Annotated in this window: 12 protein-coding genes; 2 read left to right on the forward strand and 10 right to left on the reverse strand. The window is 43.4% G+C overall.

Annotated features, from left to right (window positions below):
• Positions 1 to 120: 120 nt before the first annotated feature.
• The 7 genes from BM377_RS10100 to BM377_RS10130 form a co-directional block, all read right to left on the reverse strand.
• On the reverse strand, positions 121 to 423 hold the full coding sequence (locus tag BM377_RS10100; RefSeq protein WP_092247581.1) for a hypothetical protein: 303 nt from the start codon (positions 421 to 423) through the stop codon (positions 121 to 123).
• 122 nt (positions 424 to 545) lie between these two features.
• Entirely contained in the window at positions 546 to 1985 is a 1440-nt protein-coding gene (locus BM377_RS10105; protein WP_092247584.1) for a RyR domain-containing protein, read from the reverse strand.
• A gap of 13 nt (positions 1986 to 1998) precedes the next feature.
• Positions 1999 to 3159, reverse strand: coding sequence for an alanine racemase (gene alr / locus BM377_RS10110; protein WP_092247587.1), 1161 nt, complete (start codon positions 3157 to 3159; stop codon positions 1999 to 2001).
• 15 nt (positions 3160 to 3174) lie between these two features.
• Positions 3175 to 4731: an NAD(P)H-hydrate dehydratase gene (locus tag BM377_RS10115; RefSeq protein WP_092247590.1), complete on the reverse strand. Its 1557-nt coding sequence runs from the start codon at positions 4729 to 4731 to the stop codon at positions 3175 to 3177.
• A 59-nt stretch (positions 4732 to 4790) separates the two neighbouring features.
• A complete protein-coding gene (locus BM377_RS10120; protein ID WP_092247593.1) occupies positions 4791 to 5450 on the reverse strand; it encodes a hypothetical protein in 660 nt (219 codons plus the stop codon).
• Complete coding sequence (locus tag BM377_RS10125) at positions 5450 to 6106, reverse strand: redox-sensing transcriptional repressor Rex (RefSeq protein ID WP_092247596.1); 657 nt, start codon at positions 6104 to 6106, stop codon at positions 5450 to 5452. Before BM377_RS10125 ends, BM377_RS10120 begins: the two co-directional genes overlap by 1 nt.
• A gap of 182 nt (positions 6107 to 6288) precedes the next feature.
• A complete protein-coding gene (locus tag BM377_RS10130) occupies positions 6289 to 8013 on the reverse strand; it encodes a methyl-accepting chemotaxis protein (RefSeq protein WP_177223853.1) in 1725 nt (574 codons plus the stop codon).
• Positions 8014 to 8157: 144 nt separating this feature from the next.
• Between BM377_RS10130 and hslO the strand changes: the two genes are divergently transcribed.
• Together hslO and BM377_RS10140 are read left to right on the forward strand one after the other, a co-directional pair.
• Positions 8158 to 9045: an Hsp33 family molecular chaperone HslO gene (gene hslO, locus BM377_RS10135; protein WP_092247602.1), complete on the forward strand. Its 888-nt coding sequence runs from the start codon at positions 8158 to 8160 to the stop codon at positions 9043 to 9045.
• 60 nt (positions 9046 to 9105) lie between these two features.
• Entirely contained in the window at positions 9106 to 11205 is a 2100-nt protein-coding gene (locus BM377_RS10140) for a 5'-nucleotidase C-terminal domain-containing protein (protein WP_143104496.1), read from the forward strand.
• 515 nt (positions 11206 to 11720) lie between these two features.
• Here the strand turns inward: BM377_RS10140 and BM377_RS10145 are convergent.
• The 3 genes from BM377_RS10145 to BM377_RS10155 form a co-directional block, all read right to left on the reverse strand.
• A complete protein-coding gene (locus BM377_RS10145; protein ID WP_092247605.1) occupies positions 11721 to 13496 on the reverse strand; it encodes a hypothetical protein in 1776 nt (591 codons plus the stop codon).
• A 16-nt stretch (positions 13497 to 13512) separates the two neighbouring features.
• Positions 13513 to 14496 (reverse strand): hypothetical protein, encoded by a 984-nt coding sequence (locus BM377_RS10150; protein WP_092247608.1) that lies wholly within the window; start codon positions 14494 to 14496, stop codon positions 13513 to 13515.
• A gap of 67 nt (positions 14497 to 14563) precedes the next feature.
• On the reverse strand, positions 14564 to 15556 hold the full coding sequence (locus tag BM377_RS10155; protein ID WP_092247611.1) for a hypothetical protein: 993 nt from the start codon (positions 15554 to 15556) through the stop codon (positions 14564 to 14566).
• Positions 15557 to 15604: the final 48 nt, after the last annotated feature.

The following is a 15604-nucleotide window of genomic DNA, read 5'->3' on the forward strand; positions in this document are numbered from 1 at the left end:
TACTATGCGACCGCGTGAATCAATGAAGATTGCTTTCAGATCCTCCGCTCTTCCGATCTTTTCCCAAAGCGCATCTATCTCTGCTTGTATATCTTCTATAGATCTCATATTTATTCCCCATCATCTTTTACTTGTCTCGACTTTTATACTTGAAGCAGCTTCTTTATCTACGTTCATCATGCTGTCTCGCATCTTGATATAAGCCGACGGCAAAACTGCCGCTGATTCCGCATTATAAGCCTTAGATGACTGAAGGACATCCTTTAAGAGTTTAGTCATCTTCTTGCCAACAGCGGTATTATCCCAGGTTTTTACGTTATTAAGTACAGCATCGGAAAGGACACAGGTAGACGCAGAGGTGCCGATAGAATCGACTATCTCCGTAAAGACATTCGTGTCCATAAAGACTTTATTTTCAGACATTTCCCCTATCCTTCCTTTTATCTTATAAGCGTATTTGTAAATAACTAATTAACATGATATCACGGTAATACTTGTCCTTGCAAGAGAACGTAAGAAAATAAAAACTGATTTGTCATAAATATTTACACCAGTTTTTCTATTTCTCTTTTGATAGTCTTATCGTAGATTCCGTCTTTTGCTCTTTCAGCATCCGAAAGCTTCTCATAAGGAACAAGGAGATTGTGCTTACGCTTCTCGTTATCTCTTTTTTCTGCATAAGACCAGTGATTTATAAAGTGGAAACGGCTCCATCTGATGTGTTCGATCTTAAGTGCGTCTTCATCTTCATCACTCAGAATGCCGTCTTCCTTTAATTTCTTTTCAATCCAGTAGTGATCAGCTCTTGCGATACTTGAGCTCTTTTTAAAACCGCTGAGTTTTTTCCATTCGTTTTCCATCTCTTTTTTATAGTCGGAAGGTGCACATCTTTCTGAATACCTAAGTGCATAGTCGTAGTTGAAGAGTTTACCTTGAAGATATAAGCTCTCTTTTTTAACACTTTCTTCCGTAAGAAGATCGTCAAGAGCTCCGAAGGTAATGATCTTGTCGGAATCGTAAATATCTTCGTAGCTTGTTTCTTCCTTGAAATAACAATGAATCTCCGCAGTCGGATTTACGTAGAGGACCATCTGTATCATGTCAATGCTGTTTTCTTCAAAGCAGTAGATCACGCGGTCAATCTCCTTAAAAGCATCAGCGAATTCAAAGGCGTCATTTTCGTGAATGATTATCGTATCTTTGTTGTCAGTCGGGAGATTACCGATAAACTTTGCCTTGGCACCTGTAAGTCCCCAAATATGATATTCAAAAGACTGCTCCAAAGTATATAGGTTATTGAGATAACCGTATTTAAAGATTGCATCGGCAACGTCGTTGTTTCCGATGATTGCAATCTTAAAGCTTTTATCCTTGTGGTTGTAAAGATTGTATTTTTTCCAATAATCTCGTGCCAGAAGTTCATTTGTATTAAAGAAGTGAAGGTCTGCTTCCGAAGTGTCTGTCGCTTTAAGAAGCGTGGAATCAAGCTCAGTCATCATCATGAAGACCTTTTGATTCTTCAGTCTTGTCTCATTCTGACTGTAAAATGTGATGTTCTTGGCGTCGTTTTCAAACATCACAATGTGGTTTTTTACCTTCTCAGGCCTGGAATCATTTTCTGTTGCATATCCGTTTTTTAATGATGAAGCAAGGGCGTACCCCAGCTCGTTGTCTGTGTATACTACGGTCGAATCTTTTTTTAACCTGATAAAGAAGTGTTCTATCTTGGCATAAGCGTATTTAAGGACACTTAAAATGATTCCGGCTGTTACGATTACGGAAGTAATCTCACCGAATAAGATGAATGCGTTGACGTCTTCGGATACCGGGTTTACAAAATAAACGGCAATCGCGGCGTAGACGAATTCCCAGAATGTAAACTTACCTGTTATATAGTAGCCGTAGCAGGATACCACGAAGGGTATGAGCGCGGCAATGTAGATAAATACAGGATGTTTCTTGATGAATTTCTTTATTTTCCCCATTTACATTCTCCTCTTATCTTACAAACTTCCTCGGTACTCTCTTATTAATATCGCATGTAAGCTCGTAGTTGAATCTTCCGCTCATCTCTCCCAAAAGCTCAGCCGAGATCTCCTCTCCGCTTGTCTTGTCTTTTCCAAGGAGGATGACATCGTCGCCCTCTTTTGCTTCGGGAATATCAGTCACATCAACCATGAACTGATCCATGCAGACTCTGCCAAGAATCTGTGCTCGCTTGCCTCTAATAAGAACGTATCCCTTGCCGGAAAGGCTCCTGGGATATCCGTCTCCGTAGCCAACGGGAATCGTAGCGATCTTGGTATTCTTATCGCAGACAAAGGTTCCGCCGTAGCTTACAGGTGTTCCCGCAGCAACTTCTTTGATCATAACTATATGGCTAATAAGCTCCATAACAGGCTTAAGATCCACAATATCCTTAGGCACTTCCTCGGAAGGCCACATTCCGTACATAGTAACACCGGCTCTTACCATATCCATGGATGATTCGGGAACCGCAATGATACTCGCGGAATTCGCGCAGTGATGAAGCTCGATCTTGCGTCCTAATTTCTCTTCCACATCGCTTACAAAGCCCGCAAACACAAGCTCTCTTTCTTTTACATTGGAAAGATCCTTCTCATCCGCTCTTGCAAAGTGAGTGAAAATGCCTTCTATCTCAAGAGATTTTTCTTTTTCACATTCAAGGACAAAAGAAATTCCGGCATCGTCGGGATGTATTCCGATCCTGGACATTCCGGTATCAACAGCGATATGGATAGGTGCAGGCTCTTTTATCACGCCGTCTTTAAGAAGCTTGTCCGCGCACTGCGAAAGCTCTTTTACCATGTCTGATCTAAAGACGGTCGGCCTGATACCTTCCTTGAGCATCCTCTCGTACGCGTAAGGGAAGGTGTAACCGAGAATAAGAATAGGCTTACGTATGCCGTTATCCCTAAGCTCAAAGGCTTCCTCCGCGGTCGCTGTCGCGTAGCCCCAGATGTAATCCTTAGTCTCAAGGTCCTTTGCTATCTCGATACTTCCGTGTCCGTATGCATCTGTCTTAATAACCGCCATGATCTTGGTACCCTCAGGTATGTTGGCACGCATGGAATCAAGGTTGTACTCCACAGCGCTCAGATCGATCTTGGCGCAAACTCTCAAAAACTCGTTCTGCATTAGATTTCTTTTTCCTTATTTCAATATATCTTCAAGCTCATCGACAATATCCGTTGCCGTCATAGACAGCTTGCCGTGGCCTCTTGCTGCGATATTTCCTGCAGCGCCGTGAATGTATGCTCCGAGGCACGCCGCTTCAAATCCCGTAAGATCATAGCTAAGAAGCGCTCCTAGAATACCTGTGAGCACGTCTCCGCTGCCTGCGGTCGCCATTCCGTCGTTGCCGCTCATATTAATATAAATCTTTTTCTCATTGCTGTCACTTACGATGCTGCGCGCATCCTTGCAGATGACCGTGCAGTGAAGCTCGTTCGCAAGCTCCTTGGGATACTCCAAAAGATGCTCCTTGCAGTCCGCAACGCTCGTATTAAACAGTCTTGCAAATTCGCCCAAATGAGGCGTGATTATCAGCTTCTTGCCACCCGTAGCATAATTGGAAACAATGCTACGTAAGTTCTTGTCATCCGAAATAATATTGAGCGCATCCGCATCCGCAATTATGTCCTTGTCATAGTTGTCAAAGAGCGTTCTTACAAGCTCTATTCCCTTACCGTCAGCACCGATGCCGGGGCCAATAACAGCACAGCTTGACCACTTCATCGCTTCAGATAACTTGGGAAGGATCGGCTCAAAATCCTCATAAGTACATAGAAGTGCTTCAGGCAAAAGAGTCTTCACAGCGTCCGCGTTTTCGGCTGCCGTAAACACCATGACCATACCCGCTCCGGATTTAAGGCAGGCGCCCGCCGATAAGATGCAAGCTCCGCTTATGGTCTTGGAACCTGCGATAACAAGGACTTTTCCGTTTGTTCCCTTGTTGGAATCCTTTTTCCTCTCAGGCAAAAGATCTTTTACCTCATCATCGTACCAAAAGCACGTAGGCTCTTTGGCCAAAAAGCTCTCGTCCGTGATACCGGCGTCCTTCACAATAAGCTTACCCGTATACTCGCAGCCCGGATAAAGAAGGTGCCCTATCTTAACCTGATTGAAGGTAACGGTCGAATCCGCCATAACGGCGCAGTCCATGACTTTGCCGTTGTCCGCGTTTATTCCCGAAGGAATATCGACAGATACAACGAACATGTCATCCAATCTTTCTTTTTTACAATCATTGATATAGTTTATCGCTTCCTCAAATGTACCCGTGACATTTCTTGAAAGCCCTATACCGAACAATGCATCTACTATGATATCCCATTCGGCAACGCTTTTGTTGTCTCTTATATTGGAAAAAGTGTCAGTAGTGATCCCGTAACTTCCGCAGATCTTGAGCTGCATCAAAAGAAGATCGCTGCACTTGGTGGGATCTCCGATAACGCACAGATTTACAAGATATCCTCTCTGTTTGAGGAGTCTTGCGATACATGCGCCATCTCCTCCGTTGTTTCCGATTCCCGCAAAGACAAGTGCTCTGCGCTTTCTCGTGATCTTTCTTTCATCAGCGTATCTGTCTACTTCATCGCACACCGAAAGAGATGCTCTTTCCATAAGAATCTCGGTCTGAACGCCGAAGATCTGCGACGTATTTCTGTCGTACTGCTTCATCTCACTGCTAGTGACTGCGTATCTCATAGTAGTTTTCCCCTTTTTAGAACAATAGGCTGCCACTCGGGCAGCCTACTATATATAACTCATTCAACAAATTCACCGTCATCGGCGCTTCTCGGCCTTCTGATGGGATGCCTTCTGTTAGGATCGTATTTAAGATCAAATATCTCCATAACCTCAGGCCCGAATATCTGATGCATGTAGGAATAGAGATTGTAGTTTTCAAGCTCCGCTTCCTGCATATGGATTATGTTCTTCTTAAGCTCAACTCTCACTTTGGATACCCAATCATCAAGTTCCAAAATGTATTCGGTGTTGTCATGAAGCCTCTCATAGCAGACATTCATGGTCTCGACCATAAGCTTATAATCCACATCATATATTTCTCGCGACAGGTCTTTTAACTCATCGCTATAGGAATCAAGTCTCTCATTGCACTCCGAGATAAGCCTGGTCCTGTCCTGGATCTCTTTCTCAATCTGGGGATTGTCAATCTTACCTGCTTTATCGCGAAGCGGAACTATCTCGCCAAGAAGCTTCTTCTTAAGTTTCTTGATGTCCTTGGTCTCTCCGCGAAGCTTGGAATCCCTCTCTACCAGTGCATTAAGTTGATCCGCCAGCTCTTTGATCTCAGGCGACATTTCCGTCTGGGTAAAAAGCTGATGCCATTTGTTATCAAGCGTCAGAATGGGAATCTTCTTCCCTTCAAGCGCAGACATATAGACTTTATTGTCTTTTGCCATTACTTTTTCTCACCCGGGTTTAATGTTTGTTCGTATCTGTTAATATTATACGATAATTTCATCAAACTGTCAGATAAATGTACGTTTTCAACCTGTATGCTGCCCGGAACTTCAAGGTCAACATGCGCAAAGTTCCAGATAGCCTTGATACCACATTCAGAAAGCCTGCGCGCCATGGGCACTGCCTGATCCTTGGGGATCGTAAGCACGGCTATTTCTATCTTGTTCTTGCGAACAAAGTCCTCAACTTCATCTATAGGGCGAACCTCTACGTCTCTTATCTTGGTACCGAAAAGCGATGGATCGCGGTCAAACGCCCCCTTAAATACAAAACCTCTTCTTGTAAAGTTGGTGTAACCCGCAATAGCCTTACCAAGATGTCCGGCGCCGATTATAACAAGGCTGTGCTCCTTATCAATACCAAGTATCTTACTGATCTCATCATAAAGATAGCCGACATTATAACCATATCCCTGCTGACCAAATCCGCCGAAATTATTGAAATCCTGCCTGATCTGGGATGCAGTAACCTTCATTATATCGCTGAGTTCCTGAGATGATATTCTCTCGACACCCTTTTCCTTAAGGTCACCTAAATATCTGAAATAACGTGGGAGTCTCCCTATGACGGCTTGAGAAATCTCTTTATCTGCCATATTCCGCTCCTCCTCATTTTTGATATGTGGAACAAAATTCCGATTGGATTGTTAAGAATTCCACAATTCAATTATATCTGCGCGTTAAAAGTCTGTCAATTGAAAAAAAGGCTAAAAAAGGGCAAGGGTAATATCCCTTGCCCCAAGTGCCCAAGGGGATGGATGGGCACCGAACCTGATTTTCACGGTTTGAAGTAGCTTATAGCTTCTGTCAGATTGCCTGCAAGATCCTGAAGATTTCTCGCCGACTCCGTTATTATCGAGAATGTCGCATTAAGCTCCTGCATAGACGCATTGGTCTCCTGCGTTGATGCTGCATTTTCCTGAGATATAGCGGAAAGATCCGAGATAATCTCAACAAGCTTATTTTTAGCTTCATTAAGCTGCTCGATATGTCCTGCGATAATGTCGGTACTTCCCGAAACATTTCCGACGTTCTCGGCCATTCCTTTCATATTGTTTCTGGTATCATCGAGCTGTTCCGACTGATGCTCAAAGCTTGCATTAAGTCTCTGCATAACCTCAACCGAAGCTTCGGAATCTGCAACAAGCTTCTCTACTATCTTATTTATCTCTTCCGCACTGTTACTACTCTGAATGGCAAGCTGACCGATCTGAGTCGCAACTACCGCAAAGCCTTTGCCCGCTTCACCGGCTCTGGCAGCCTCTATACTTGCATTAAGTGACAAAAGATTGGTCTCCGATGCGATCTCCGATATAGCCTCCGAAAACTTCGTGATCTCTTTTGCCGATTCATTGGTCGATTCTATCGTACTTCCTATATCTCTTACGGATTCCTGCACCTCGCCGCTCTGCTCGATAAGCCTGTCAAGCGCTTCCATAGCCGCTTCGCAGGATCTCTTCATCTCATTTGTATAGTTATTGAGCTGCTCGACATTCTCAGCTACAACATCAATGTCTCTTCCGATATCGCCGGTACTTCCCGCCGCCGTCTCAACGCTCTCCGCCTGACTTACCGCACCTCTTGAGATGTCATCGACAGCTTCACTGACCTGATTGGATGCAGCGGAAGCCGAATCAGCGGATTCAGACAGTTCGGAACCGGATTTCTTCAGTTCTTTTGACATATCCATGGTCGTGCGGATTACTTCGCCAAGCTTATCGGACAGCATCTGTGCTCCGTCCGCAAGCATTCCGATCTCATCATTTCTTTTTACCGATTTGGGATCTATGTTGAGCTTGAGTTCTCCCTTAGACAAAAGATCCAGCTCATCCGCGATTGCTCTCATCTTGACCGATACCGTATTCGCGACAAGAATTCCGACTGTCGAAAGAGCTATCGTAAGGATGATCGCCACAACTACCATTGCAGTGATTATCGATCTGATCTTGGAGGAAACATCCGCCGTCGTTCTTCCGCAAAAGACCATTCCGATAGGGGTTCCGTCGTCCTGACAAAGAGGCATATAGTAGCAATAATATTGCTGCGCCGCCCCGGCGGGAATCGCCTTTGGAATAAAAGTAGCCGTGTTTCCTTTTACAACGGTATTGTAAACTGCATCGGAAATATCGTGGCCGACAGCCTTTTTACCGCTTGCATCAAGCATCGTTGTGATCATACGGGTCTTTCCGTAGAAAAGAGAATACTCTATTCCCGTCTCATCTTTGAGATTATCCATGATCTCTTCATATTCGGCCATGACATTTTCTTCACCTTTATAGACACTTCCGTCAACAAGCTGCCAATCACCGTCCCATACACTTGACATCTCACTTCCAAGCTGTGTAACGGCAAACCTGAGCTCCTCTTCGACCATTGTGGTATAGGTCTTATTTATCTCGATACCGCTTATGATCGTGAGCATCGTCGCAATTCCAACGATTGCCGCGATTGCTGCAAAAATAAGCTTTTGAACAACTTTTCCTTTTCTGATCTTAGCTTCCATGTGTGGCCTCCTCATAAGAGTACTATTCATAATTACGTATATTAATTATTACAATTTAATTATAGCAAACAAATGTCTCATTTACACAGTTTCAAAAAACATTTATCATATTGAAGAAAACCAAGAAAAGAAAGAGGATTTATTATGTCTTATAAAGATTATATGGTCAGGGCAACCGCAGCAAATGCACAGATCAGAGCCTTTGCCGCAACAACCAAAGACCTTGCCGAATATGCAAGAAAGGTCCACGGCTTATCCCCCATCGCCGCAGCTGCGCTTGGAAGGCTGATGACGGGAACCGTTATGATGGGAACGATGATGGATAATGACGACGATCTCATTACGGTCAAGATAGACGGCGACGGCCCGATGAAGGGCGCACTCGCAACAGCTGACAGGCACGGTAACGTCAAGGGTTACGTCATCAACCCTCTTGTTATTATGGAGCCAAATGCTTCAGGACACCTCAATGTTGGCGGAGGCTTTGGTGAGGGAACTCTCACAGTCATAAGGGATATGGGGTTAAAAGAGCCCTATGTAGGCCAGGTTCCTCTTTATACAGGAGAAGTCGCAGAGGATCTCACATACTATTTTTCCAAGTCCGAACAGACTCCTTCTTCGGTCGGACTCGGAGTACTTGTCGAAAGAGAAAACTTATCCGTTATCGCAGCAGGCGGTTTTATCATACAGCTCCTGCCCTTTGCCGATGACGCGACCATCGATCACCTTGAGGAGAACCTTAAAAAATTCACTTCCGTAACTGATATCTTAAAAGCCGAAAAGACTCCGGAAGAGCTCCTTAACATCCTTCTTGAGGGCTTTGACGTAGAGATCACTGACAAGGTTGATCTTAACTTTTACTGCAACTGCGATAAGGACAGAGTCGAAAGGGCTCTTATGCTGATCGGTAAAAAAGAGCTTGATGAGATGATAGAGGAAAACAAGGACTTTGATGTGTGCTGTCACTTCTGCAACAAAAAGTATACTTTTTCTCCCGAAGATCTTAAGAAAATAAGGGAACGCGCCAAGTAATTTTGACGGTAATGAGTTATAATATTTTTTAGACATAATTAAATATAAAGGAGGTATGGTATGAAGACTATTACTAAGATGACAAGGTCAATAGCATCTGCTCTTGCAATCGCTATCTTCTTTGCATTAAGTGTACCGACACTTAATCTTGCAGCTTATGATGCTCCGGCCGATGTCAGAACCATCGCAGACATTCCTGCAGATCTTACCGGCAAAACCGTGGTATTACAGACAAATGACGTCCACGGTGCACTCGGAAGATATGCTTATGTAGCTTCACTTAAGCAGAACCTTGCTGCCAGAGGCGCTGAGGTTATTCTCGTCGACTCAGGTGATTTCAGCCAGGGAACTCCTTATGTAAGCACATCAATGGGGGCAACCGCCGTTACGGTTATGAACGCGGCGGGATACGATATCGCAACTTTAGGAAATCACGAATTTGATTACGGTTATGCTCAGCTTGCAGCAAATCTTACACAGGCTAAGTTTAAAGTTATCTGTGCAAATGTGCTTGATGCAAACGGCAATCCTATTTACGATCCCAATTATATGTATGTTACAAAGAGCGGTTTAAAGCTCGGATTCTTCGGAATGGAAACACCCGAGACACAGACCAAGGTTAACCCCGGTCTTATCAAAGGAATATCTTTCCTTTCAAAATCCGACATTTACAAATGCGCTCAGGCTCAGACTGATGCATTAAAGTCTCAGGGTGCAGATCTTGTTTTGTGCCTCGGCCACCTCGGTGTTGATGAAGAGTCAGCTGCCGACGGACATCGAAGCGTTGATATGTATGCCAAGACTAAGGGCATCGACCTTATTCTTGACGGCCACTCTCACACTGTTATGACAGCAGGTGCCAAGAATGAGCCTATTCTTTCTACAGGAACCAAGGTAGAAAACATCGGTGTCGTTATTATCGACGATGCTTCCAAGGCTATTGAGGATAAGTTCCTCATCACACTCGACGGACTTCAGCCCGAAGTTACATCTTTTAACGTTGCCAACGATATAATCAAAAAGGTTGATAACGAATACAGCGTAGTATTTGCAAAGAGCGAAGTTCTCCTTGACGGAAATAAAGCTCCCGGAAACAGAACTCAGGAAACAAACCTCGGCGATCTCATCGCTGACGCACTTATCTGGAGCGTTCTTAGAACAGACGGCGGAATTACCGTTCCCGAGGATCACGTCGTTGCTATCACAAACGGCGGCGGAATCAGGGCTACGATCAAAGCCGGCGATGTTACCAAGGCAGACCTTAACACTGTTCTTCCTTTCGGAAACACAGTTGCCGTTGTTTATGTTAAGGGTTCTGAGCTTCTTGAAGCTCTTGAAGCTTCAACATTTGCCGCACCCGAAGCTGTAGGCGGTTATCCTCAGACATCCGGAATCAAGTTTATGCTTGATACAACAGTGCCTTATGCTCAGGGAGCCGCATATCCCAAGTCAACATACTATGCTCCTTCCAAGATCAATCGTGTGACCATTCAGAGCATCAACGGACAGCCTTTCAACATGAATGACACATACGCTGTAGTAACCAATAACTTCTGTGCAGCCGGCGGCGATACATACTATGCTTTCGCAAACGCAAGCTCACAGTTCGATACAGGTATTGTAATGGATGAAGCCGTTATGGAATATGTTAAGCAGATTCTTGACGGTAACATTACAGCTGCTCAGTACGGAAAGCCCAGAGGTGATCAGACGATCATTACTTCCGCTACAGACGCTTCCACAATAGCTGACGCAAAGGCAGCCGTTCAGGCCGGTTCAGGTGAGGCCGCTGCAGCACCCGCTAAGGAAGAGGCAAAAGCCGAGGCTCCCGCTGCTGAAGCTAAAGCCGAAGAACCTGCCAAGGCTGAGGAAAAAGCTGAGGCTCCTGCTGCTGAAGCTAAAGCCGAGGAAAAAGCAGATGCTACTGCCGAGAAGCCTGCAGAAGCTGCAGCTGAAACAGCTCCCGCTGCTGAAGCTACTCCCGCGCAGACACAGCCTTCCGCTGACACCTACGTTGTCGTATCCGGCGACAATCTCTGGAAGATCGCAGCTGTCGTATATGGTGACGGAAACAAATGGAAAGACCTTTACGAACTCAATAAGGACGTTATCAAGGATGCCAATAACATTCTTGTAGGTCAGGAATTAAAGACTAAGTAATCAAAAACATTATAAATAAACAAAGAAAGGGACTCTCCTCGAATGCCGATGCATCCGAGAAAGCCCCTTTCTTTTTTATAAATCGATCAGTAGTTCTTTCTACAGAGCCTTGATAAAATGCACTGTGAAAACCAAGGCGTTTTTTCTTTATGCATAAGCGCGTTGGGTTCACTTTCCCCATTTTTTTATTCTATCAAGCTCGTCTGTAAAAATGTACTTTCCTTTTACTATCTGCGTGTGTGAATTGATAAGCATTTCTTTCCCCATAACTAACTTCCTTTCCTTTATAAGCGCGGTTTGTTTGTGTATTTATATAGTAACATATTTTTTATAAAATGCAACTATTTTTTAATAATTATTAAATATATTTTTATATTTTTTTCATTTTTTATCATCATTATATGCTGAGATATAAAAAATTCCCAGAAAGCACCTGCGCTTTCCGGGAATTTAACTTTTATTTCACTTTTTCATTTTGCATTAACATTTTGCAACATCTGTTGCATAACGCTTTATTACTGCGCAACTTCCGTAACGGTAAATCCCACCTTTTCAAATATCTGAGCTACTTTCATGAAATTCGCTGCTTTGCCGCTCTCTTTTGACAGCGCATCTATTGCCTCCGTGTACTCTGTCGATGATGTATCAACAACAGGTATGTCCAGGGCATACAGCTTGTCTTCATAAACAAAATAGCATCTCTTAGCTAAAGTACCGTCTTCGCAAAGAGTCTTCACTACCGACACACTAAGATCGGTAATAGATCCAAAGCCAAACTCCAGCACCTTGAACGAACGAGCGTCTCTTCCACCCCTGGGTGCACGAGTCTTCTCTTCTATGGGAATATATACGCGTGGTCCGTCGTTAACACTGTATACCATTCCAAGACCGGGATTCTCTACGCCGGGAACATAGACTGTATCCGACTGTCCGCCGGACACACCATCAATAGGCTTATCACCAACTGTACTAACAACTGTTTCATTATTTTTTTCGGATACCTTAAGATGAAGATCCTCGAGTGTAAGCGATACATTTCCCGTAAGCGATGAAAAACTTACCGTATATGATCCGTCTTCATTCTTGCTGAGAGCAAATGCCATCTTATCTGTCTCTCCGGATAGCTGTCCGTTATCGGAAAGAGAATAACCGTCTTTTGCCTTGAGAGTTATAGTTCCGGCAATCTCAACAGGCTCACCATTTTTAGCAGTCTGAATATACTGTGTGTAATCCACGTCGTCACGTACAAAATCATTGTATGTAACATCCGTGTTATCCGTATCATATACTTCTACACTGTTGTATCTATTCTCTACCGTAACAAATTCTTTGTCGGTATCGCCTTTTTCACCATACTTATTGGTAATGTGTATTGTTCCATTGCAGGTAACTTCACCGTCAGGTGTATCTACCGTGTTTTTCAGATCACCGTAATAATAATTCCCGATCGTCAGATCATCTTCAGATTTAACTCCGCTTATTACCGTTCCGCCTCTGTTATTTGCAACAACAGCGCTGCTGATTCGAGCGTCATCAGGATCGAGGGCACTTCCGTAAACAACACCACCCGTATAATTATTCTGTACAGCACCTTCTTCAACGATAGTAGCTTCGGAATAATTCTCTACAATGTTTCCGCTATTCTCACCGACAACGCCGTTATTGGCCATGATCAAAGCCGAATTGTTGCCTACAGCTTTGTCATTATTCTCAATCATATCAGTATTATTGTCCACATAGCCGGCATTGCATAAAACATGACCTGCGTTATTGATAATAGTGGCATCCGTATCATTTAGTTCAACATAATAATTGTTGTTGATAATGCGATCTCTGTTGATGTTAACAGTATTATTATTATCGATGACATCACTCTTGTTTTCACCTACAACACCATTATTACTTATAACCCTCGAATTATTTTCACCAACAACTCCGTTTTTGTCGTTATTTACTATCTCAGCGTTATTGGTAAAAACAAGTCCGTTATTGTTTAAGATCGTACCGTCATTGACACCAACAGTAGAATAATTTGTGTTGATCTTTCCATTGTTGGTGTCAACATAGTCACCTGACGAAGACGCAGGTTCCGCCGCTGCCTCAGACGCGTCTTCAGATGTACTTTCCTGTGAAGCCTCAATCGCCACCTCTTTTGTTCCATCATCAGTACTCTCCTCGGCAGCATACGAATCCACTTTCATTGTCATGCCTACAACAATCGGAGTAAACACCATAGCGGCTGATAATAAAATCCTAGCAAGTTCTTTTGAAACAAATCTCTTTCTTCTCATTTCCCTCTCCTTTTATTCAGCGTTTTTTGCAAACATCAAGATGAAGATCCTTAAGCGTGATCTCAGCGTTCCCCTTAAGCTCCGTGATATTCACTGTATAAGAGCCATCGCGGTGCTTATCAAGTGTGTATGAAAACTTATCTGTTTCCCCACTTGTTTTTCCTGTATCGGAAAGCTTATAGCCATGCTTAGCTTTAATCGTAATGGAAGAATTTACCTGAATGGGTTCACCGTTTTCAGCAACAAGCGCATACTCTTTTTCATCGAAATCACTGAAAACAAAACCTGTATATGACACGTCTACGTTGTCGGCGTCTTTAACTTCTACAGAATGATAATGCTTATCCACAGTGATAAAGCTCTTATCTGCAACACCCTTTTCATCAGCGATCGCATCTACACCTTCCTCCGAAAAGTCATTAAGGATGTGGATCTTACCAATCTCGTCGCCTTCATCGTTGGTGGGATTATCATAATTTCCCAAAACCTCACCGTAATAAAAGTTGGTTACGGTAAGCTGATCGTCAGCATTATATCCGGCATAGAGCCTTCCGCCGTTGTTATATGTAACGGTTCCGCTTCCTCTTTCTGCTTCTCCGTTTTCATCATATTCGGCGCCTCCGACTACAGAAGCCGTCTCATTGTTGTTGAGCACGTTTCCGGTAATATTGAACACCAGAGCATTGTGATAATTGTTGTTTATCTCACCATAGTTGTTATGTACGCCCATCTCGTTATAATCAACCGTTCCAAAGTTGTTTTCGACTCCCCATTCCTGAGCGTAATTCCAGCCAAGGAAACCGTAGTTGTTTGAAATGGAACCATCATTCTTATCAACAGTTCCGAAATTATTAACCATGTTTTCCGACAAGAATTCCACATAACCGCTCTCCGGATTATCCGAAACCTGCTCCGCCGCAAAAGCAGTGATCGGCATAAGCACAACCGATGCCGACATGATCGCAGCTACTGCTTTCTTTGAAAAAATCTTGTTTCTCATTTACTCTCTCCTTTTTTGTTTTTATTTTTATCAGGTCAAAAACGACCATAATAAACCCATTCCACGCTCACTTTCCGATAATATCCAGATGAAGATCTCCAAGCGAGATCTCGGCATTTCCTGATAGTGAAGTAATCTTCACCGTATAAGAACCGTCATCATTCTTATCAAGAACATAAGACATCTTGCCGGTATCTCCCGAAAGCACACCGTCATCGCAAAGCTCATAACCGTCCCCGGCTTTAATTGTGATTGTAGATGTTATATTGGCAGACTCTGCATCTGCGGAGATTTCTGCATAATGTTTTTTATTATAGTCACCAATAGTGAACCCTTCATAGATAACATCAACATTGCCGGCTTCTTTTACATCCACATAGTGATAATGATTATCTACGGTAACGAAATCATTATTTTCGATTCCGGCTTCGGAAAAATCATTGATAATATGAATCTTACCTCTGTTAGGCTCATTATCGCCCGATGCAGCGCGGGTATAGCCCTGCACAACATCACCATAATAATAATTATTTATTGTCAGAAGATCACCCGAACAATATCCGTTTACAACAGTCCCGCCAATGTTATTGACAACAGTACTACCGGTTCCTTTTGATTGGGCAAAAGAGCTTTCTACGTCGTACTGTCTTCCGCCGATCACTCCGGCATCTTCGAAATTATTGACAACAGTTCCGCCGACATTCGCAACATATCCGCGTCTAAAATTATTGGTCACTTCCCCAAAGTTAAAATAGACCGATCCGCTATTTTCACTTATCGTGCCAAAATTATTCAGAACTTCCGAATCCTGGTTGTCTGCACCGATCACGCCGTAATTATTCTCAATAGACGAATCGTTGGTATCGACAGCGCCATAATTATTAGCCATGTAATCCGACACATACTCTACAAATCCGTCTTTAGGATTGTCAGCAGTTACAGGCTGTTCCTGCGCATAAGCACTAACAGGCACGAGCACCGAACCTACAGCAGGCACAATTGAAACCGATACTGACATCAGTATTGCCACAACTTTCTTAGAAAAACTCTTTTTCCTCATATAACTCTCCTTTCACACACATATTGTTTTTTGTTATAAAAAAAGGGA

Origin of the sequence: Butyrivibrio sp. INlla21, assembly GCF_900116875.1 — a bacterium.
Lineage (GTDB): Bacteria > Bacillota > Clostridia > Lachnospirales > Lachnospiraceae > Butyrivibrio.